The sequence below is a fragment of the Leucobacter faecis genome (assembly GCF_054456695.2).
This window is the reverse complement of the sequence record NZ_JBTJER020000011.1, coordinates 68,517-88,983: the sequence shown is the minus strand read 5'-3', so window position 1 is coordinate 88,983 and position 20,467 is coordinate 68,517. Positions and strand designations below refer to the sequence as shown.

The 20,467-nt window shown below is 67.7% G+C and carries 16 protein-coding genes, 1 rRNA gene and 1 riboswitch; of the genes, 12 read left to right on the top strand and 5 right to left on the bottom strand.

Annotated elements, in window-relative coordinates:
* Positions 1-89: ribosomal RNA gene (rrf, locus tag ACXR2W_RS11890) — 5S ribosomal RNA — on the top strand; the annotation flags it as partial.
* Between the two features lie 109 nt (positions 90-198).
* On the opposite strand, the gene nucS is transcribed toward rrf, so the two are convergent.
* The 3 genes from nucS to ACXR2W_RS11875 all read right to left on the bottom strand — a co-directional run bounded on the left by nucS (position 199) and on the right by ACXR2W_RS11875 (position 3,638).
* The gene (gene nucS / locus ACXR2W_RS11885) at positions 199-891 is read right to left on the bottom strand and encodes an endonuclease NucS (RefSeq protein WP_458815817.1); all 693 of its coding nucleotides are present in this window, start codon (positions 889-891) and stop codon (positions 199-201) included.
* A 9-nt stretch (positions 892-900) separates the two neighbouring features.
* The gene (locus ACXR2W_RS11880; protein WP_458815819.1) at positions 901-2,145 is read right to left on the bottom strand and encodes an MFS transporter; all 1,245 of its coding nucleotides are present in this window, start codon (positions 2,143-2,145) and stop codon (positions 901-903) included.
* A gap of 140 nt (positions 2,146-2,285) precedes the next feature.
* Positions 2,286-3,638: an MATE family efflux transporter gene (locus ACXR2W_RS11875; RefSeq protein ID WP_458815821.1), complete on the bottom strand. Its 1,353-nt coding sequence runs from the start codon at positions 3,636-3,638 to the stop codon at positions 2,286-2,288.
* 86 nt (positions 3,639-3,724) lie between these two features.
* Between ACXR2W_RS11875 and ACXR2W_RS11870 the strand changes: the two genes are divergently transcribed.
* The 10 genes from ACXR2W_RS11870 to ACXR2W_RS11825 all read left to right on the top strand — a co-directional run bounded on the left by ACXR2W_RS11870 (position 3,725) and on the right by ACXR2W_RS11825 (position 16,632).
* Positions 3,725-5,737 (top strand): M13 family metallopeptidase, encoded by a 2,013-nt coding sequence (locus tag ACXR2W_RS11870; RefSeq protein ID WP_458815823.1) that lies wholly within the window; start codon positions 3,725-3,727, stop codon positions 5,735-5,737.
* A 46-nt stretch (positions 5,738-5,783) separates the two neighbouring features.
* Entirely contained in the window at positions 5,784-7,133 is a 1,350-nt protein-coding gene (locus tag ACXR2W_RS11865) for a DUF4232 domain-containing protein (protein WP_458815825.1), read from the top strand.
* 35 nt (positions 7,134-7,168) lie between these two features.
* Positions 7,169-7,262, top strand: a riboswitch (TPP riboswitch).
* Complete coding sequence (gene thiM, locus ACXR2W_RS11860) at positions 7,252-8,091, top strand: hydroxyethylthiazole kinase (RefSeq protein WP_458815827.1); 840 nt, start codon at positions 7,252-7,254, stop codon at positions 8,089-8,091. (Overlaps the previous riboswitch by 11 nt.)
* Positions 8,088-10,460 (top strand): bifunctional hydroxymethylpyrimidine kinase/phosphomethylpyrimidine kinase, encoded by a 2,373-nt coding sequence (locus tag ACXR2W_RS11855; protein WP_458815829.1) that lies wholly within the window; start codon positions 8,088-8,090, stop codon positions 10,458-10,460. Before thiM ends, ACXR2W_RS11855 begins: the two co-directional genes overlap by 4 nt.
* A gap of 149 nt (positions 10,461-10,609) precedes the next feature.
* Positions 10,610-11,428 (top strand): DUF1684 domain-containing protein, encoded by an 819-nt coding sequence (locus ACXR2W_RS11850; RefSeq protein WP_458815831.1) that lies wholly within the window; start codon positions 10,610-10,612, stop codon positions 11,426-11,428.
* A gap of 131 nt (positions 11,429-11,559) precedes the next feature.
* A complete protein-coding gene (locus ACXR2W_RS11845; RefSeq protein WP_458815833.1) occupies positions 11,560-13,074 on the top strand; it encodes an ABC transporter substrate-binding protein in 1,515 nt (504 codons plus the stop codon).
* A 6-nt stretch (positions 13,075-13,080) separates the two neighbouring features.
* Complete coding sequence (locus tag ACXR2W_RS11840) at positions 13,081-14,043, top strand: ABC transporter permease (RefSeq protein WP_458815836.1); 963 nt, start codon at positions 13,081-13,083, stop codon at positions 14,041-14,043.
* Positions 14,040-14,981, top strand: coding sequence for an ABC transporter permease (locus ACXR2W_RS11835; RefSeq protein WP_458815838.1), 942 nt, complete (start codon positions 14,040-14,042; stop codon positions 14,979-14,981). The genes ACXR2W_RS11840 and ACXR2W_RS11835 overlap by 4 nt, the downstream gene beginning before the upstream one ends.
* Entirely contained in the window at positions 14,978-15,862 is an 885-nt protein-coding gene (locus tag ACXR2W_RS11830) for an ATP-binding cassette domain-containing protein (RefSeq protein ID WP_458815840.1), read from the top strand. The genes ACXR2W_RS11835 and ACXR2W_RS11830 overlap by 4 nt, the downstream gene beginning before the upstream one ends.
* Entirely contained in the window at positions 15,859-16,632 is a 774-nt protein-coding gene (locus ACXR2W_RS11825; protein ID WP_458815842.1) for an ABC transporter ATP-binding protein, read from the top strand. The genes ACXR2W_RS11830 and ACXR2W_RS11825 overlap by 4 nt, the downstream gene beginning before the upstream one ends.
* Positions 16,633-16,833: 201 nt before the next feature.
* Here the strand turns inward: ACXR2W_RS11825 and ACXR2W_RS11820 are convergent, their stop codons facing one another.
* The gene (locus ACXR2W_RS11820) at positions 16,834-17,769 is read right to left on the bottom strand and encodes a tRNA uridine(34) hydroxylase (protein ID WP_458815844.1); all 936 of its coding nucleotides are present in this window, start codon (positions 17,767-17,769) and stop codon (positions 16,834-16,836) included.
* 246 nt (positions 17,770-18,015) lie between these two features.
* Here ACXR2W_RS11820 and ACXR2W_RS11815 point away from each other — a divergent pair, with 246 nt between their 5' ends.
* A complete protein-coding gene (locus ACXR2W_RS11815) occupies positions 18,016-18,810 on the top strand; it encodes a MerR family transcriptional regulator (RefSeq protein ID WP_458815846.1) in 795 nt (264 codons plus the stop codon).
* Positions 18,811-18,936: 126 nt separating this feature from the next.
* Here ACXR2W_RS11815 and ACXR2W_RS11810 read toward each other — a convergent pair whose 3' ends face one another.
* The gene (locus ACXR2W_RS11810) at positions 18,937-20,439 is read right to left on the bottom strand and encodes a carboxylesterase/lipase family protein (RefSeq protein ID WP_458815848.1); all 1,503 of its coding nucleotides are present in this window, start codon (positions 20,437-20,439) and stop codon (positions 18,937-18,939) included.
* Positions 20,440-20,467 lie beyond the last annotated feature (28 nt).

The following is a 20,467-nucleotide window of genomic DNA, read 5'->3' as shown; positions in this document are numbered from 1 at the left end:
CCGGTCACATTCCGAACCCGGAAGCTAAGACTGACTGCGCCGATGGTACTGCACTCGGGAGGGTGTGGGAGAGTAGGACACCGCCGGACACCTTTTTATAAAGGGGCTGGTTCACGATCAAGTGAACCAGCCCCTTTTTTATCCCCGCAACGAGCTCCTCCGTCATCCTGCGCGACGAAGGAGTCGCAGGATCCACCCTCAGAACAGTGTGTTCTGATCCTCCATGCCGCGCATCGCGTCATAGTCGAGCACGAGGCATCGAATACCGCGGTCTTCTGCGAGCGTGCGAGCCTGCGGCTTAATCTCTTGGGCCGCAAAGACGCCCACCACTGGTGCGAGCAGGGGGTCGCGGTTCATCAAGTCAAGGTAGCGGGTGAGCTGTTCGACACCGTCGATCTCACCGCGGCGCTTGATCTCAATTGCGACCGAGGAGCCCAGCGCGTCACGCGCCAGAATGTCAACCGGGCCGATGGCGGTCATGTACTCGCGACGTACGAGCGTGTGGCCGTCGCCCACGAGCTCGATCTGGTCTGCCAGCAGCTCCTGCAGGTGTGCCTCGACGCCGTCCTTGATGAGCCCGGGGTCGACCCCTAAATCGAAGGAGGTGTCGTGCAGGATCTCGAACAGTGAGACTACGAGCTTGTCGGCCGTCTTCTTCTGCGTCACCTGCCACAGCTCAATGATGCCGGCGGCCCTGTGGTCGTCCTCTAACTCGAGCACGGTGCGCGAGCACGGTGGGCTCATCCAGTTCAGCGGCTTGTAGCTGCCCCCGTCAGAGTGCACGAGAATGCTGCCGTCGCCCTTCAGCATGAGCACACGCTTCGCGCGGGGTAGGTGAGCAGAGAGACGCCCTGCATAGTCAACGGAGCAATCAGCAACAACAATACGCACCGCGTCAGTCTAGCCGTTCGCACCTGCTGGTACCCCGCGTTCACGAGCAACGCCTGAGGCGATAAACACGAAAACAGCAAACCCGACGAGTGGCCAGAATGCGGGCAGCAGGCCCAGGTGTTCACCGAGGAAGCCGATGAGCATGGGGCCGAGTAGAAACGCGGTGTAGGCGATCGCAGACACCGCGGCGACCCCCTTCACAGCGGTCTTAGGGTCGTCAGCCGCCGCCGAGATACCGACGGGAAATCCAAACGCGCAACCCATACCCCAGAGCACCGCACCCGCCACGATCGCGATGGGGGAGGGCACGAGGATGGTGGCAGCAACACCGATGGCAATGAGCACGGCACCGGCGCGCAGCACCGTGACGCGGCCAAAGCGAGGCAGCACCCAGGCTCCAGACAAGCGCGTAAGCGTCATCGAAATAAAGAAGGCAGCGAGCAGCAGAGCGGCGGTGTCGTTAGGGAAGCCGCGGCCGTCTGCGAGAGCGAGAGGCAGCCAGTCGCTTGCTGTGCCCTCGGCAAGGCTCATGCTCATGGCGATGAGACCGATCACGAGAATGCGCGGGTCGCGCCACGGCGTGTACCCGTCCTGTGGTTTCAGGTCGGACGCAGGAGCAGACGCAGGTGCGGGTGTGGGAGCGGCGACAGCCTCGTGGTCGAGCTCGACCCCGCCGGGTAGCACGCGCAGGGCGACGAAAACGCCCACCAGCACGATCAGGTAGATGATGCCCAGGTGTACCGGCACGGCGACGCCTGCGCTTTCGGCGAGGGCACCAAGACCCATCGACGTCACGCTGCCGAGACTGTATCCGGCGTGAAACAGTGACATGCGGGGTTTGCCGAGTGCTCGCTCGGCGCCGGCGCCGCTCACGTTCATCGCGACGTCACTCGTCGCAAACGTGAACCCAAAGACGGCGAGCGCGATGATCGCAGGTACAACGAGCCCCAGCCAAAATAACGTCGCGGCGAGCGGCAGCATCACGGTTTGCGTGACGACAAACGCGGCGAGGACGCGGCGCGCGCCAAACCGTGACACGGTGCGGCCCGACAGCACGAGACCCGTGACCGAGCCCAGCGCGAGCGTGAGCCCGATCAGACTCATCTCAAACGTTGACGCTCCGAGGTGGTCGCGCAGCGCTGGCAAACGACTCAACCAGCTGCCAAACCCGGTGCCCAACAGAGCGAATATGGCGAGGACGCCGTAGGTCCAGCGGGCAGCGAAGCGGGTGTCGCCTGAGGCCTGGTGATGCACGATACTCCTGTGGTCGCGCGACCCGATAAGGTCGACGATTCAGCGTACCAACGCGGCCAGGCGCAAAGCCACCGAGCACGCGATGGCGCGGCCACCGGGTGTGCGGGGGCGGGGTGCGGCAGCTTGAAACGATCCGGAGCTTAGGCCCCAAGCACCACCCAGCGGTCGCCCCGAGCGCGCAGCCCGAGGGTGAGCGCGCGGGCGAGCATAAACACGAGCGTAAACCCGGCAGTGAGCGCGACGAGCGCGGCGGTGCCGGTGGGCACGAGCACCGTGATCGCCCACAGCACGGGCAGGTAGAACGCGAGGTTCACGAGGCTCGTCCACGCGAGGTAGCGGGCGTCGCCCGCGCCCATGAGCACGCCGTCGAGCACGAACACGAAGCCGCCCAGCGGCAGTGAGATACCCAGCGTGAGCACCGCGGCGGGCAAGATCGAGAGCACCCGCTCGTCGCTCGTGAATACGAGGCCGAGCACCGGGCTGAGCGCGGCGAGCAGCGCGCCGATCGCGACGCCGCAGGCGACGCCCCAGAACACGCAACGCCGCACGATCGCCTTCGCGCGGGGGGCGTCGCGGGCGCCGAGCGCGTCACCCACGAGCGCCTGCGCGGCGATGGCGAGCGCGTCGAGCGCGAACGCGGCGGTCGAAAAAACGGTGAAGATAACTTGGTACCCGGCGGTGGCGGCGGTGCCGTGACTCGTTGCTGCAAACACGGTCGCGAGTAGGGCCGCGCGCAGCCCGAGCGTGCGCACAAACAACCACCAGCCGCTGCGGCCAGCGTGCCCGAGTCCGTCGCGCCGGGGCCAGGCGCCCGCGCCGGCCTGGCGCGCGTGCCGCGCAATCACGGCGAGGTAGACGGCAACCATGCCCCACTGCGCGATCACCGTGCCGATAGCGCTGCCCGCGACACCGTAGCCGAGCACGTAAATGAACATCCAGTTGAGGCCGACGTTCGCGGCGAACGCGATCGTCGCCACGACGAGCGGTGTGCGGGTGTCCATGAGCCCGCGCAACAGCCCGCTCGCTGCGAACACGAGCAGCATCGCGGGCACACCGAGGCACGAGATCTTGAGGTACGCGAGAGCCGCGGCCGCGGTCTCGGCGTCGACTCCAAAGGCAGTCACCAGGGGGCCCGAACTGAGCCACAGCACGCCGCCCACGATGACACCGATGCCGAGCGCCAGCCACAGCCCATCGATGCCCGCCTGTACTGCACCAGTGAGATCGCCCGCACCCCGCCGCCGGGCGACGAGCGGAGTCGTCGAGTAAGCGAGAAACACCATCAGCCCCACCGCGGTCTGCAAAATCGCGCTCGCGACCGCGAGCCCCGCAAGCGGGGCGGCGCCCAGGTGCCCCACCATCGCCGAGTCGGCAATGAGAAACAGTGGCTCGGCGATGAGCGCGCCGAGCGCGGGGAGCGCGAGGTGCGCGATCCGGCGGTCGATGACGGCGCGCTGAGCGCGGTCGCGCGGGGACTGGGGCGTGCGGGGCATACACGCAACGCTACCGGGCTGCGCCCGCCGCTACGCCGCCAGCTGACTCTCGCCACGCGGCCCGGGGCGCCCGCTAGGCTTGACGCATGAGCAACGCAGCGCCCGCCTCCGGCCCCGTATCAGGCAGCATCTCAGGTCAAATCTCAGGCATCGACCTCGCAGAACTCGACCCCGCGACCCGCCCGCAAGACGATCTCTATCGTCACGTCAACGGCCGCTGGATCGACCGCACCGAGATTCCCGGCGATAAGGCTCGCTATGGCTCCTTCGCCGTTCTCGCCGAGAACGCCGAGGCCGCTGTGCGCGACATCATCACCGGCACTGAGGCCCCCGCGGCCGGCGCCCCCGCCCAGACCGAGGCCGACAAGGTCGCGGCCCTGTACGCGAGTTTCATGGACACGGAGCGCGTCGACGCACTGGGGGCCCAGCCCATCGCGCCGGATCTCGCGCGTGCGGCCGAGGTCACTTCAATCACCGAGCTGGTGGCGCTCGTGGCCGAGCTCGAGCGGCAGGGGCTCAGCGGCTTCTACGGTATGTTCATCGACAACGACCCGGGTAACCCCGAGCGCTACATCGTGTTCGTGATGCAGGGCGGCATTGGCCTGCCCGACGAGTCGTACTACCGCGAAGAGCAGTTCGCCGAGATTCGCGAGCAGTACCGCGCCCACATTGCGCGCATGCTGGCGCTCGCGGGCGTGGCTGACGCCGAACGCGTCGCCGAGCTCGCCTACGGGCTCGAAGCGCGCATCGCCGAGTCTCACTGGGACAAGGTCGCCAGCCGCGACATTCAAAAGCTGTACAACCTGCGCACGTTCGAGGGGCTCGGCGAGATCACTCCCGAGCTTGACTGGCCCACCTACCTTGCCGCGATGGGCGCCCCCGAGTCTGCGTTCGCCGAGGTCGTCGCCGCCCAGCCTGAGGCCCTCGCCGGGCTTGCTGCGCTGCTCGTCGATAGCGAGCTCGAAGCATGGAAGGCCTGGCTCACCTGGTCGATCGTGCGCGGGGCCGCGGCGCTTCTGTCGCAAGAGATTTCACGCGCCAACTTCGACTTCTACGGCACCGCGCTCACCGGTGCACCCGAGCAGCGCGACCGCTGGCGCCGTGGCGTCTCGTTTGTTGAGGGGGCGATGGGCGAGGCGGTAGGCAAGCTCTACGTTGAGCGTCACTTCGACGAAAACTCGAAGGGCGCGATGGACGAACTCGTCGGCCACCTGATCGAGGCCTACCGCGACTCGATCACCTCACTGTCGTGGATGAGCCCCGAAACCCGCGAGCGCGCCCTCGACAAGCTCGACAAGTTCACGCCCAAGATTGGTTACCCCGTCAAGTGGTGTGACTACTCGGCGCTCGCCGCAGACTCGGGTGACCTGCTGGGCAACTCGCGCCACGTCGCTGAGTATGAGTTCGCACGCGAGTTCGCCAAGATCGGCAAGCCCATCGACCACGACGAGTGGTTTATGACCCCGCAGACGGTCAACGCGTACTACAACCCGGGCTTCAACGAGATCGTGTTCCCCGCCGCCATCTTGCAGCCGCCGTTCTTTGACGTGGCGTGGGACGCGGCGACGAACTTCGGCGCGATCGGTGCGGTGATCGGGCACGAGATCGGTCACGGCTTCGACGACCAGGGCTCGCGCTACGACGGCGACGGCAAGCTCGTCGACTGGTGGACGGAGGGCGACCGTGAGGCGTTCGAGAAGCTGACCGGCGCGCTGATCGAGCAGTACAACGAGCTGTCACCCGAGGGCGCAGACGGCCAGAAGGTCAACGGTGAGCTCACCATCGGCGAGAACATCGGTGACCTCTCTGGCCTCGAGATCGCGTGGAAGGCGTATCTGCGCTCGCTCGCCGGGGCCGAGTCGCCGGTGATCGACGGCCTCACGGGAGCCGAACGCTTCTTCCTTGCCTGGTCGCAGGCGTGGCAGCAGAAGTCGCGCCCCGCAGAGACCGTGCGACTGCTCACGATCGACCCGCACTCGCCCAACGAGTTTCGCTGCAACCAGATCGTCAAGAACCTCGAGGCGTTTCACACCGCGTTCGAGACGCAGCCCGGCGATGGGCTGTGGCTCGACGAGGCCGAGCGCGTCTCGATCTGGTGATCCAGACCTGGTGATCCCGACCTGGTGATGTAGGGCGACGATGAACATGATGCGGCGTAGCGTCCTCTGGCCCAGCGCAACCGCGGGCCTCCTGTGGCTGGTGGTTGGGGGCGTCGCGCAGGCGCTGACCTGGTTCACCAGCGTGGGGTGGCTGCTACAGGCGGTGGTGCCGCACACGATGCCCGGCGCCGTGTGGATGTGGCCCGGCGTGTGGGGCTACACCAGCGCACTGCTCGGCGCGCTCGCCGTCGGCATTGGTACCGCCGCGATCCTGCTGCTGCAGGCGCGCGGCCCCTCCTTCGGCTGGGTGGGGGCCGGGCGTGCCTGGCTCGCGATGATTCTGGCTTCGACCGTCGTGGGCATCGCGACCGACGTAGGCGTGCTGCTGGGCTTTGGCCCGATCCCCAGCGTGGGGGAGGGGCTCAGGTCTCAGCTATCCATCGCCAGCCTCGGCTCGTACGCTGCACTGGGCGCCTACTTTGGGGTGCTCTACGGGTGGGTTGCGGCGCTGGTGGCCCGGTCGCTCGATCGGGTCACGCTGCGCGAGGCGGTGCGGGCGGCACAGCTCGAGGCGGAGCTCGAGGCTACTGCGGGCGCTGGGCTTGATCCGGATCAAGAGGTGAACAGCGGCGGTGCCGGCGAAGGGCCCGGTGCCGGTGCCGGTGAAAGGCCCGGAGCCCCTGGAGCGCCCGGGCCCAGAAACATCGCGCCGCCGCGCCGCCCCGGCGCATTTGTGGGCGCGGTGCTGCCCGTGCTGGCGGCGGTAGCGCTCGCCGTCGCGTACACGGCGGTGTCGAGCGAGGGCGCGCGCGTGCACACGCGGGTCACGCAGGCCGAGCTGGCCCAAGCAGAGCGAGACGCGGCAGAAGCAGCCGGGGTTTTAAGCGTTGGTGCCCTGCCAGATTCGACTGCCGAGGGAGATCCCGTGCCCAGCCGCGACGAGGGCGCGCCACCGCGCGACCCAGCGTGGTGCAGCGCCGCAGACACGACGCTCATGTTCGATGGCCCCGATGCAGCGACGGGGCATCGCCTATTGACGCTGCGCGTCGTGAACGGCGGTGAGGAGTCGTGCGTGCTCGAGGGGTATCCCGACATTGCGTTCGCCGATCAAAATGGCCACCTACTCGATGCAGAGCTGTCACGCGGGGGCTCTTTCATGCGGCAAGATGCGGGGCCCGCGGCGATCACGCTCGAGCCAGGAGCTTGGGCATCGAGCGGCATCGGTTGGAATGCGAACTCGACGCAGGGTGAGCTCGTGGCAGCTCAGGTGTACAGCGCGCTCGTGCCGGGAGACGAACGGCACGCATGGCCGCCGCGCACGCCGCTCGACATCGTGCCGGGAGCGAGCGTGGCAGTGAGCGCCTGGGAGCCCAGCGACGGGCCGCAGCCTGATTGATGCGGTCGACGCGCACCGTGCGATAGGCTCACACTGCAAGTGACACGGGGTGCCGCGTAAGCGGCTGAGACCACACCCGTCGAACCTGATCTAGTTCGTACTAGCGAAGGGATGTCGCGTGAGCGATCGTCTATTTTGTACACCCGCAAACCTGGCCACGGCCACCCACCAGCTGCTGGCGGAGGTGAGACGGCGCAGCCCGCTCACCCACTCCATCACCAATAATGTGGTGCCCAACTTCACGGCCAACGTGCTCCTGGCGCTGGGAGCGGCCCCGGCCATGGTCGACATCGTGGGCGAAGCCGGAGCGTTCGCCGAGGTCGCCGATGGTCTGCTCATCAACCTGGGCACACCGACCCCCGAGCAGCGCGGCGCCATCGCCGAAGCCGTGCCGGGCGCCGCTTTAGGCGGCACGCCCTGGGTACTCGACCCCGTCGCGGTGGGCCTACTGCCCATTCGCACGGCCCTCGCCCACGAACTTCTCGCGGCCGGCCCCACGGCGGTGCGCGGCAACGCATCAGAAATCATTGCGCTCGCGGGGCTCGGCGACGGCGGGCGCGGCACCGACGCAGCTGACGACGTCGATCAGGCACTGCCCGCAGCGCTCCGGATCGCCACCCGCCAGCCCGGTACCGTCGTTGCGGTATCGGGCGACCGTGACCTCATCACTGACGGTGCAACCGTGGTGCGCGTACTGGGCGGAAGCGCACTGCTCACGCGGGTGACGGGAGGCGGCTGCGCACTCGGTTCGGTGATCGCGGCCTTCTTGGGGGTGCGGGCAGACATACCTGCGCTCACTGCGGTCGCGGCCGCGCACGCCGTCTACAGCGTTGCTGCCGAGCATGCCGCGCTCGCGTGCGAAGGTCCCGGCACATTCGCCGCGCACTTTCTCGACGCGCTCGCCGCAGTGACGCCCACAGCAGTGGCCGCGCAGGCTCGATTTGAGGTGGCAGCGTGAACGTGCAACTCGACGTCTACTTCATCACCGACAGAGCGCTGAGCGGCCCCCGCGGCGTAGCTGAAACGGTGCGTCAGGCGGTAGATGGAGGGGCCACGATCGTGCAGCTGCGCGATAAACACGCAAGCTTTGACGAGCTGCTTGACGAAACCGAGCGGGTCGCCGCTGCCATCGCGGGTAGAGTGCCGCTGCTCATCAACGACCGGCTTGATGTAGTGCTCGAAGCGCGCAAGCGTGGAATCCGCGTCGATGGTGTGCACCTGGGGCAGGGCGACACCGCTGTGTTGGGCGCGCGTGAGGCGCTCGGGCCCGACGCCGTTATTGGACTCACCGCCAATGCCCCCGAGCATCTCGACGCGGTAGCCGCGTTGCCCGCGGGAACTGTTGATCACTTGGGGGTGGGCGTGATCCGGCCCACCAGCACGAAGCCCGATCACCCTGAGCCGCTTGGCGTGAGTGGGTTTGAACGGTTCGCGGCCCGCGCTGCGCAGCTGGGTCTGCCGTGTGTGGCGATTGGCGGCGTTGAAGTAGGGGACGCCGCCGCACTGCGGCGCGCGGGGGCCGCGGGGCTTGCAGTAGTGTCGGCGATCGCGGCCGCGCCCGATGCCGAGGCGGCAGCACGGCAGTTTGTACGCGCGTGGCAGTTGGCCGCGTCTCCGCGGTGCGAGCAGGAACCGTCCGCAGAAGCGCTGCGCGAGCAGGCGCTGCCTGCCGCGGGGCCCACGAAGCGTGCGCGAGCGAGTTCGACGCCGAACGTGCTGTCGATCGCGGGCACCGACCCGACGGGCGGTGCTGGAGTGCAGGCCGACCTGAAGGCGATTGCGGCGGGCGGCGGCTATGGCATGGCCGTGGTGACGGCGCTCGTGGCGCAGAACACCAGGGGCGTGCGTGAGGTGCACATCCCGCCCACAGCGTTCTTGGCGGCACAGCTTGACGCCGTGAGTGACGATGTGCGCATCGATGCGGTCAAGATTGGCATGCTCGCGAACGACGCCGTGATTGACACGGTACGGGCGTGGCTGGAGCGGGTGCGGCCGCCGCGCGTGGTGATTGACCCCGTGATGATCGCAGCGAGCGGTGACGCGCTGCTTGACGAGCAGGCTGTAGCAGCGCTGCGACGATTGCTGCCGCTGGCAGACCTGGTGACTCCGAATCTGCCCGAATTGGCAGTGCTCGTGGGCGAGCCTGAAGCAGAAGACTGGGCGGCGGCGCTCGCACAGGCCGCAGAACTGGCGAAGCAGTGTGGCGTGCGCGTGCTTGCGAAGGGCGGGCACCTCGCGGGGGACGCGGTGCCCGACGCGCTTGTGCTGCCATCGGGGGCGGCGCAGGAGTATGCGGGGCGCCGGATCGCGACCCGCAATACCCACGGCACCGGGTGCTCGCTGTCGGCGGGCATCGCGGCCCGAGCGGCCCGGGGCATCGACTGGAGCGACGCTGTCGCCGAGTCAAAACAGTGGTTACGCGAGGCGATCGAAGCCGCTGACTCACTCGACGTTGGCGGCGGGGCAGGGCCCGTGCACCACTTCGCCGGGATGTGGCAGCGCGGCGGGTTGGCGACCGTGGGTGTGGGCGTGGGTGTGGGTGTTGGCGTTGGTGTTGGTGGGTCTGAGTGTGGGGCTGGCGGGGTCGCCACTAAGCGGCTGCGGGAGGATTGGTGGCAGGGCATCGCTCGGGTGCGTCAAGAGACAGACGAACTCGGATTCATTACGCAGCTCGCCGACGGCACTCTCGACCGCGCAGACTTCTTGTTCTACGTGGCGCAAGATGCGCTGTACTTGCGTGAGTATGCCCGCGTGCTGGCGCGCATCTCAGCATTGGCGCCGTCGTCGCAAGAACAGCAGTTCTGGGCCGACAGCGCCAAGGGCGCAATCGCGGGTGAATATGCGCTGCACGAGGAGCGGCTGAGCGCCGGTGTCGCTGCCGGTGTTGCTGCCGGTGTTGGCGTGGCTGCTGGCGAACCGGTTGCGGGTGGGGTGGCCCAGGCCGGCACGTCGACTCGACTCGGGGGAGCGACCCAGCGTTCGCGCGTTACAGACGGCTACATCTCGCATCTGCTCGCGGCCACTACGAGGGGGTACGCGGTGGCCGCAGCGGCGGCGCTACCGTGTTTTTGGATGTACACCGATATTGGCACGCGCCTCAAGGGCGGGCATCTCGGCGAGTATGCGCGTTCGAGCGATCACCCGTACGCCGAGTGGCTTGACACCTACGATGACCCCGCATTTGCCGTCGCCACCGAGCAAGCGATCAGCTACGTGGCTGCGGCAGTGACCGCTGCACACGAGCAGACGAGGGCCGAAGCGTGGCGTGCGTTTGCCGTGTCGGCCGAGTGGGAGCGCGACTTCTTTGGGCAAACCCGGGCCCGCTGATCAATACTGGAGGGCTGACACACAGCTGGCGGGGCGACCGCCAGCTGTGTGACGCTGTGTGTCGGGTGTGGTGCGGCCGATTCGTGCGCGGTAGGGGTTATGCGCCATGCTTTCAGTAAGTGAATAGCTCGTATTGCAATAATCGAGTAATGAGCGCGACGAAGGACACCGACTTGACGACCGCTACACCCCAGGCCGCGCACGATGTATGGCGCGAGAGTCGCCACGAAGCATTGATCGCCCCCACCGGCAACCTGAGCCTCACGCTGACGCGGTGGCTGCCCACCGGCACCTCCGCCGAAGACGCGGCCGCGCAGGTGGCTCAGGCGCGCACGACTGACGCCGTCACTGTCACTGAGCTGTCGCGCCGCAACATCGGCACCGGCGAACCCGAGTACGGCCTGCGGGTCTGGGATGCGCATTCGCAGGCGATTCGAGCCTTCGAGCACGTCGACACGTTTGACTACAACCCCGACTGGGTGGTCGACGCGACCTTTACCCCCGTTGCGGCCGATCGCACCGTGCCGTTTGAGCACATTCGCGATGCCGGTGGCACACGCGACCTTGTGGTGCCCGGCGATATTACGTTTGAGCGCGACGGGCAGAGCTTCACTCTCGCTGCCTTCGACGACGACGGCACGCTGCTACTCGTCTTCGGTGACCCCACGAACACCGCGACCGACGACACCCAGACGTACGGCTCTGGCCGGTTCTTGTTCGTCGAGTTCACCGATGGCGAGACGAAAGCTGAAGCTGAAGCTGACGCTGACGCCAACACCATCACGCGGGCGTCAGCGCGCCCGGTGCGGCTCGACTTCAACCGCGCCTTCGTGCCCCCGTGCGGGTTCTCGGCGCAGTACAACTGCCCCATGCCGCCCCCGCAAAACCGCCTCCCCTGGCCGGTCACCGCGGGCGAGAAGCTGCCCGTCTTCTCGGGCGGTTTCGACATTTACGACGCGCTGGTGTGACGCGCTTCATCTGACGCGCAGGCCCTGATCCGGAACGGGGCTCGTTCGTCGCAGCGCCCAAGCAAGCAGCCGCAGTCACCCAGGCCGCAGTCACCCAAGCCCCAAACCCAACGCACTCCAAAGGAACCCCGATGCCCTCGTTCAAGAAGCACCTCTTCGCCGCAGCAGGCGTGCTCGCCGTCTCGGCGCTCGCCCTTACAGGCTGCGCAGGGTCAGGCGGCCAAGACCGCGGCGGGGCGATCGGCCCAGACGCCACGATCTCGATCGGCTCACTCTACGAGCCGGTGAACCTGAGTAACACCGCGGGCGGCGGCCAGGGCGTAACCGAGGCGCTCACCGGCAATGTGTACGAGAGCCTGTCAAAGCTGAACGACGACGGCACGGTCACACCGCTGCTCGCGACGGGCCACGAGGTCAGCGATGACGGCCTCACCTACACGTACACGCTGCGCAACGACGTGAAGTTTCAGTCGGGCAAGGCCCTCACCGCCGAAGACGTGAAGGCCAGCATCGAAGCCGTACTCGCCCCCGACTCGCAGTCGGCGCGCAAGGGAAGCCTCGAGGTCATCACGGGCATCGAAACCCCCGACGAGCACACGGTCGTGTTTACGCTCGACCAGCCGTCGATCTCGCTGCCGTACCTCCTTTCGTACGTGTGGATCATTAACGCAGATGCCACCGACATTGAGAAGCAGGCCGACGGCACCGGCCCGTACACGCTCGGTGAGTGGAAGCGCGGCTCAACCCTCACGCTCGACCGCTGGGACGACTACTGGGGCGACAAAGCGACCAACAAGCAGGTCGTGTTCAACTACTTCACCGACGCAACGGCCGAAGACACCGCGCTGCGCAGCGGCCGCGTCGACCTGATTACGAGCGTGCAGAACCCAGACTCGCTGCCGCAGTTCGAGCAAGAGGGCGGGTTTACGATCAGCGAGGGCCAGTCGACCACCAAGGAGCTGCTCGCGTTCAACGACCGCGTTGCGCCCTTCGACGATGCCAAGGTGCGCCAGGCCGTCTACTCGGCGATCGACCGCGAGAAGCTGCTGAACGCGATCTGGGGCGACTACGGCACCCTGATCGGCTCGATGGTGCCGCCGAGCGACCCCTGGTATGAAGACCTGAACGACCTCAACCCCTACGACCCGGCGCGCTCAGAAAAGCTGCTCAAAGAAGCGGGCCTGCCAGACGGCTTCGAGTTCACGCTCGACACCCCCAGCTATGACCCGCACCCCGCGGTCGCAGAGCTCTTGCAGTCAGAGCTCAAAAAGGTGGGCATCGACGTCAAGATCAACACGATCAGCGCCGACGAGTGGTACACGAAGGTGTTCAAGGAGCGCGACTTCGAGGCGACGCTGCAAGAGCACGTCAATGACCGCGACGTCGTCTGGTACGGCAACCCCGACTTCTACTGGGGCTACGACAACGCTGAAGTGAGCAAGTGGATCAGCGAGGCCGAGCAGGCCGCCACCGAGGCTGAGCAGACCGACCTGCTGCGCAAGGCCAACCGTCAGATCGCCACCGACGCGGCGAGTGTCTGGCTGTACCTCTACCCGCAGATCGTCGTCGCGTCTGACAAAGTGTCGGGGTATCCCGTCAACGGTCTCAACTCGCAGTTCTTCGCGTACGACATTGTGAAGAAGTAGTCGCCTATGCTCGCATACGTGCTGCGGCGCGGCGCGCTGCTGCTGGGGTCGTTCGCCATCGCAATGGTGCTGATTTTTGTACTGTTGCGCATGCTGCCGGGCGACCCCGCCAACGCGCTGCTCTCGGTGGGCGCAACAGATGAGCAGATCGCGGCCGCCCAGGCACAGGTCGGCTCCGATAAGCCGCTGCTCGTGCAGTTCGGTGCGTGGGCAGCGCAAATGCTGCGCTTCGATCTTGGTGAATCGGTCATCACCGGCGCCGCGATCGGCCCCGACGTGGCGGCGCGGCTGCAGGTCACGATCCCGCTCACACTCATCGCGTTCGTGGGGGCGGTGATCGTTGCCCTCGTCGCGGGTGTTACGAGCGCCGTGCGCGCCGACCGCTGGTACGGCGTCGCCCTCTCGGGCGTCGCCCAGCTGGGCATCGCGGTGCCCGTGTTTTGGATCGGCATGATCCTCGTGTGGATCTTCGGCCTCATGCTCGGCTGGTTTCCGACCGGAGGGTTTCCGACCGACGACTGGGCCTACCCGCAAGACGCGCTCTCATCGCTCGCACTGCCTGCCATCTCGATCGCCATCGTCATGGGAGCATCGTTGACCCGGTACGTGCGCTCGGCCACGCTCGACGTGCTCGGCAGCGACTACCTACGCACGGCCCGCGCGCACGGATCGGGGTTTGGTGAGGCGCTGTGGCGCCACGGCCTGCGCAACGGCTCGGTGCCGGTGATCTCGATTCTCGGTATCGAGCTCGCGTCAACCCTGCTGGGCGCGGTCGTCGTCGAGAGCGTGTTCGCGCTGCCGGGGCTCGGCAGCTACCTCGTCGACGGCATCGCCAAGCACGACTTCGCCGCTATCCAAGGAGTGCTCGTGGTGACCACGCTCATGGTGCTGCTCGTCGGCTTCACCGCCGATCTCGCGCAGCGCCTCGTCGACCCCCGCCTGCGCAAGACCGCGGGGGTGAGCGCATGACCGCGCCCATGACTGGCCAGGGCGAGACGGGCCCCACGGGCGAGCGCACCACGGGCCAGCACGCCGTGAGCTCCCTCGCTGCCGCGGGCATCGCGGCAGGGGGATCCGGATCAAAAAAGCGCCCGCGCAGCATCACCCTGTGGGCGGGCGCCGCGATGGTGGGCCTCGTCGTGCTGGCGGCCCTCGTGTCGCTTGTGTGGCTGCCGTACGCGCTCGACGATACGTCGGGCGGGCGGCTCGAGGGCCCCAGCCTCGAGCACCTGTTCGGCACCGACAAGCTGGGCCGCGACCTCGCGAGCCAGCTGATGGTCGGTGCCCGCATCGCGCTCGCGGTCGGCGCCGGGTCGGTCGCGATTGCGGCCGTGTTGGGTGTCGCGATTGGGCTCGTGGCGGCGCTTGCAACCGCGTGGGTCGACGACGCCATCTCGGCGTTCATCGACGTCGCGATCGCCTTCCCGGTGCTGCTCACGGCCATGCTTATCGTCGCGCTGCAGCCGCCGTCGCTGGGATCAGCGATCGTCGCAATCGGCCTCGCCATGTCGGCGGTCGTCGCCCGCATCGCCCGCATCCTCGCGAAGGGCATCGTGTCGGCGCAGTTCGTGACGGCCGCCCGCACGAGCGGCACCTCGACCTGGGGCATCGTGCGCCGGCACCTGCTGCCCAACATGGCGCCCACGCTGTACGTCACGTTCGCGCTGCAGTTTGGCGCCGCGGTACTCGCCGAGGCGAGCCTGTCGTACCTGGGGCTCGGCGCGCCGCCGCCCAACGCCTCATGGGGGCGGCTGCTGCAGGAGGCACAGGGCACCGTGCTCGTGGCTCCCGCCGCCGCGATCGCACCCGGAATCGCGCTCGTCGTGCTCGTGCTCGGCGTGAACTTCATAGCCGACGGCCTGCGCGACGTCGCCGACCCCACCCGCCGAAAGGGGAGTGCCGCATGAGCGCCGCTGCAACTCCGCCCGAACTGTTGCGGGTGAACGGCCTCTCGATCGATGCGGGCGCGGCCCGCCTCGTGAACTCACTGTCGTTCACGGTCGCGCCCGGCGAGCGAGTGGGGCTCATCGGCGAATCCGGATCAGGCAAATCCCTCACCTCGCTTGCCCTGACCGGCCTGCTGCCGGCCGGGCTCACCGCCACCGGGTCGGTGCGGCTCGACGGCGTCGAAACCGTGGGCGCCTCGGAGGGCGCACTGAAGCCGCTGCGGGGCGCAGTCTCTGGCATGGTATTTCAAGAACCACTCACCGCGCTCGACCCGCTCATGCGGGTGGGCAAACAGATCGCTGAGCCGATGCGCCGCCACCTCGGATTGCGCGGTGCCGCCCTCGGCGCCGCGGTGTCGAAGGCGCTCGCCGAGGTGAGTCTTTTTGAGCCGAGGTTCGCACGGGCTTTTCCGCATGAACTCTCGGGCGGGCAGCGGCAGCGGGTCGCGATTGCTATTGCGCTCGCTGCTGGGCCGCGCCTGCTCGTCGCCGATGAGCCGACCACCGCGCTCGACGTGACCGTGCAAGCCGAGGTGCTCGCCCTGCTCGATCGGCTGGTGGCCGAGCGCGGCATGGGGCTCTTGTTTGTGAGCCACGACCTCGCGGTGGTGTCGCGCATGACCGACCGCGTGCTCGTGTTGCAGCGCGGCGACGTGGTCGAAGAGGGGGCGGTGGGCGCGCTGCTGCGGGCCCCGTCGCACCCGTACACCGCGCAGCTCGTGGCGCACGCGCGGGCGCTCGATGCAGCCCTCGACGGGGTAGCTGCTGGTGATGCGGCGGGTGACGCTGGTGCGGGCGAAGCTGCCGGGAACACTGATGCAGAGGGTGATGAGGAACGATGACCACGATTGCGGCCCAGCCGTTGATAGAGGCCCGCGGGGTCGACTTTTCGTACGGTAAACAGCTGACACTGTCGGGTATCGACCTCGCGATTGGCGCTGGTGACTCGGTGGGCATCGTGGGGGAGTCTGGCGCGGGCAAGTCGACGCTTCTGGCGCTGCTTTTGGGGCTCGCGGCTCCCAGCCGTGGCGAAGTGTTGTTTGAGGGGGCGCCGCTCAACCTGCGTGATCGTGCACTGATGCGGCGGTTTCGCGGGTCGGTGCAGGCCGTGTTTCAAGACCCGTACTCGTCGCTCGACCCGCGGCAACGCATTGACCGCATCGTGTCAGAGCCGCTCGAGTCCCTGGGACTCGCGCGCGGTGCTACCGCCCGCAGTCGGGCGCTGGCCGCACTCGAATCGGTGGGGCTACCCGCAGACGCGGGCAACAGGTACCCGCACGAGTTTTCGGGTGGGCAGCGGCAGCGCATCGCGATCGCGCGGGCGACGGTGGTGGCGCCGCGCGTGCTCATCGCCGACGAGCCGGTGAGCGCGCTCGACGTGAGCACACGCACGCAGGTGATCGAACTCGTGAACTCGCTGCGCGAGACGCACGGGCTCGCGCTGGTGATGGTGTCGCACGACCTCGGCTCGGTCGCGGCGACCTGCGCCCGCACGGCGGTGCTCGAGAAGGGTCGACTGGTCGAGGTGGGGCCGACGCGCGAGCTGCTGGTATCACCCCGCGAGGCTTACACGCGGTCGCTCATCTCGGCGATTCCCCGCCTGCCCGCGTAGCCGCGCCTCCGGCCGAGTGCAGGCAGCGGGCAGAGCCAGCGTCTCGAGCATCGATCCAGCGTCAAGCATCAATAATTCGCGAACACTGATGCCATTGGCGTGATTGATGCGTTTCGCGGTGTGGGGGCCGCGGTGTTCCCCCGTCCGGCTGCTCGAACGAAGCGAGTCGCAGCACCCAAGCCTGGATCGCGGGGCCGCGGGTTACGCGGCCGCGTGCTCGGGGCAGGCCGAGCCCGCGTGGGCTGCGCACGCGACGACGCGCACGCGACACGTCTGGTCGGCGCAGTTATCGAGCCGGTTCGTGGCGGTGCCGCACACAAAGCAGCTGCCGAGCACGGCGGCGCCCGGCGCGAAGTCGGTGGCCTCGCGGCCATCGAACACGGCGAGCGAGCCCTCCCAGAGGCCGTCGTTGCCGTAGGCCTCGCCGTATTTTACGATGCCGCCGTCGATTTGGTACACCTCGCCAAAACCGCGCTTGATCATTGCGGCCGACAGAATCTCGCAGCGAATTCCGCCCGTGCAGTACGTGACGACGGGCTTGTTCTTGAGGTCGTCGTAGGCGCCCGATTCGATCTGGGTGATGAAATCGTGCGTGGTGGTGACGTCGGGCACAATCGCGCCCTTGAACTTACCGACCTCGGCCTCCCATGCGTTGCGGCCGTCAAAAAACACAACCTCGTCGCCGCGATCGGCCACGAGTTCGTTGACCGCCTGGGGCGACAGGTGCTGGCCGCCACCGACGACTCCGTCTGCGTCGACAACCGTTTCGTCGGCGATACCAAACGCGACAAGCTCGTCACGCACCTTGACGCTGAGCTTCGGAAAATCGCTGATGCGCCGCCACGGCACAGTGCGGTCGATACCCTTCATGGTTTCAGGTGCGACCGGGTCAAACCCGGTGCCGTCGCTCCACTTCACCTCGAGGCCCTTAAACGCGCTGAATTCGCGGGTGCGCTTGAGGTACTGCTTGCATGCATCAATCTCGCCGCCGACGGTGCCGTTAATGCCGTGCTTCGAGATGATGATGCGGCCACGCAGTCCGAGTGACTCGCACAGCTCACGCTGCCACAGCATGACCGACTCGGGGTCGGCGACGGGGGCAAACACGTAGTACAGCAAGATCTTGGGGTGGCTCACCCGACCATCGTACGCGCCACAGAGCCTGGCTTCGCTGAGCGGTCGAGAAGGCAGCCAAAGTAATTGGTCCTTGTTGTGGTTTCTCGGGCCCAAAACCGCAACAAGGACCAAGTAGTTTCACCGTGCAGCGAATGGACAGGGAGTGAGGGCTTGACATTAACGTAACGTCAACTTTTAGAGTGAGAATGCGGCCGCCAACAACGCGCCAACACCAACCCACCACCAACCCAACACGAGAGACGCACTATGCAGCACACCATCCAGCAGGTCGCAAAGGCCGCCGGCACCACCGCGCGCACCCTGCGCCACTACGACCAGCTCGGCCTCGTGACGCCCAGCCACATCGGCGCCAACGGCTACCGTTACTACGACGACCGCGCCCTCGTCAGGCTGCAGCGGGTGCTGCTGCTGCGCGAGCTCGGGCTCGGCCTCGGCGCCATCGGTGAGGTGCTCAACGCGCAAGACGCGGGCGGCGCGGGCCCTGTTGCAGAGGCGCGGATCCTGCGCACGCACCTCACGCTGCTGCAGGCCGAGGCCGCTCGCGTCGCCGCCCAAATCGCCTCCGTCGAGCGCACGATCGTGGCGCTCGCCCCCGCAGGCGAGGCAACATCAGCGCATACAGAACAGGAACACACCATCATGACCGAGAACATCTTTGACGGCTTCGATCACACGCAGCACCGCGACGAGGTCGAGCGGCGCTGGGGCGCCGACGCCTACGCCCGGAGCGCAAGCTGGTGGGAATCCCAAACGACCGACGAGCAAGAATCAATGCAGGATCGCGTGCACGCGTTGAACACCGACTGGTCGGCACTTGCTCGTGAGGGTGCGTCGCCAGACTCTGCGGTGGCCCGCGCGCTTGCAACCCGCCACCTCGACTGGCTGCGCAGCGTGCCCGGCACCCCGGCCGACTTTGAGGGCTACGTGCGAGGGCTCGCCGACATGTACGTACAAGACGAACGCTTCGCCGCGAACTACGGTGGCACGGCGGGGGCTGAGTTCGTGCGGGCGGCGCTCTTGGCCCACCTCGATGCGGGCTAAGCCTCGACCGCGGCGGGAACGAAAAATATGCGCGACTACTTCTGCTTATGGATGAGTATTAAGCGGAATTGGTCGCGCATATTTTATACACAGGGGTCGGGGCCAGCGGCCAGCGGTCGGCGAAGGCTAAGCCTCGACCGCGGCGGGCATCAGGGCGCGCGCTCCCGCATAGGCGTCGGGCATGTCACGCACGGGCACGTCGAACACGCGGCTTGGGCCCTGCCCGCCGACATCGTGCGCCCAGCCGGGATCGCCACGCTGTGCGAAGCGCACGAGTGCGCCGTGCACCGCTCGTGCGAGCTGCTCGGGCGGGTGTTCGCCCGCTACACGTGTAACACCCTGTGCGTCGAGCCGGTCGAACACGAAGGGCACGTCGATGCAGTGCCCCGCCTGCGGCGGCTCGTCTGCGTGCCAGGCAAAACGGTAGCTCCACGTCGCACCGGCCTCGGCGCGGGCGGTGCGGGCGGCGGCGATGCGCGGCACCCACGTACGAAACACCGAGTCGGTGGCGTAACGGCCAAGCAATACCACGGTGCTCGCCGTCGACTGCGCGAGCGGCCCGGCCAGCCACCTGTCGGCCACGAGCGCCGACGCGCCGAGCGCCCGCAGCGCGGCCCGACGTGGCACCCGGTCGAACACGGTGCCTGGTTTGAACAGCCCCAGCAGCTCGCCGTCGGCGGTGCCGAGCACGAGCGGCACCGCAGCGCTCGGACCCTGCGCGACGGCCACGTCGACCGGGCAGGTGACGGTGCTGCCGTCGGCGACGGGCCCGAGCATCAGACCGTCGCGCAAGAGCCCGTGAATCTCGCGCACGAGCCGCGGCGCCGAGGGTGAGGTGATGTGGGGCTGCAGTTCTAGGACGCGCGCCTCAGATAACGACGCAAACCCGCGGCGATCCGGAGTCACGCCAGCGAGCTTCGCGAGCCGCCGTGTGCGCTCGAGAGCGGCATTGACCGAGGGGTCAGCGATCGCCGCGCTCATGGCATAGCCGCCGTGAAATAGGCCGCGCGCCGCGGGCACCCCCAGCAGAGTGAGCACCGCGCCGCCGCCCGCCGACTGGCCCGCGATGGTCACGCGCCCGGGATCGCCGCCAAACGCGGCGATATTCTGCTGCACCCACTCGAGGGCGGCGACCCAGTCCAGCACGCCACGGTTGGGCGTCGCGCCGGGGATCCAGCCGAAGCCGGTGAACCCGAGCCGGTATGACAGCGTGACGAGCACGACCCCGTCGCGCGCGAACGCGGTGCCGTCATACCAGGGGCTCGCCGGGGAGCCCGAGATGAATCCGCCGCCGTGAATCCACACGACCACGGGCAGTTTCGCGGCCGGATCGGGGGCCGGGGTCCACACGTTGACGCTGAGGGTGTCGCCGCCCGCGATCGAGTGCTCGGGGATGAGGGTCATGCCCGATTCGCCGCGCTGCGGGGTCGGCCCAAACGCGGTCGCATCGAGAATGCCCGCCCACGGCCCGCGCGGCATGGGGGCCGCGAACCTGAGCGGCCCCACCGGCGCGACCGCGTAGGGAATGCCACGAAACACTGCGGCTCCCTCGTGCCACGTGCCTAGCGCGCGGCCCAGCGGCGTCAGCGCGACAGGCGCCTCGGGATCACACGGATCGCAGCGGTACATGACTGCATGTTATCGAGCGCGGGTGGCT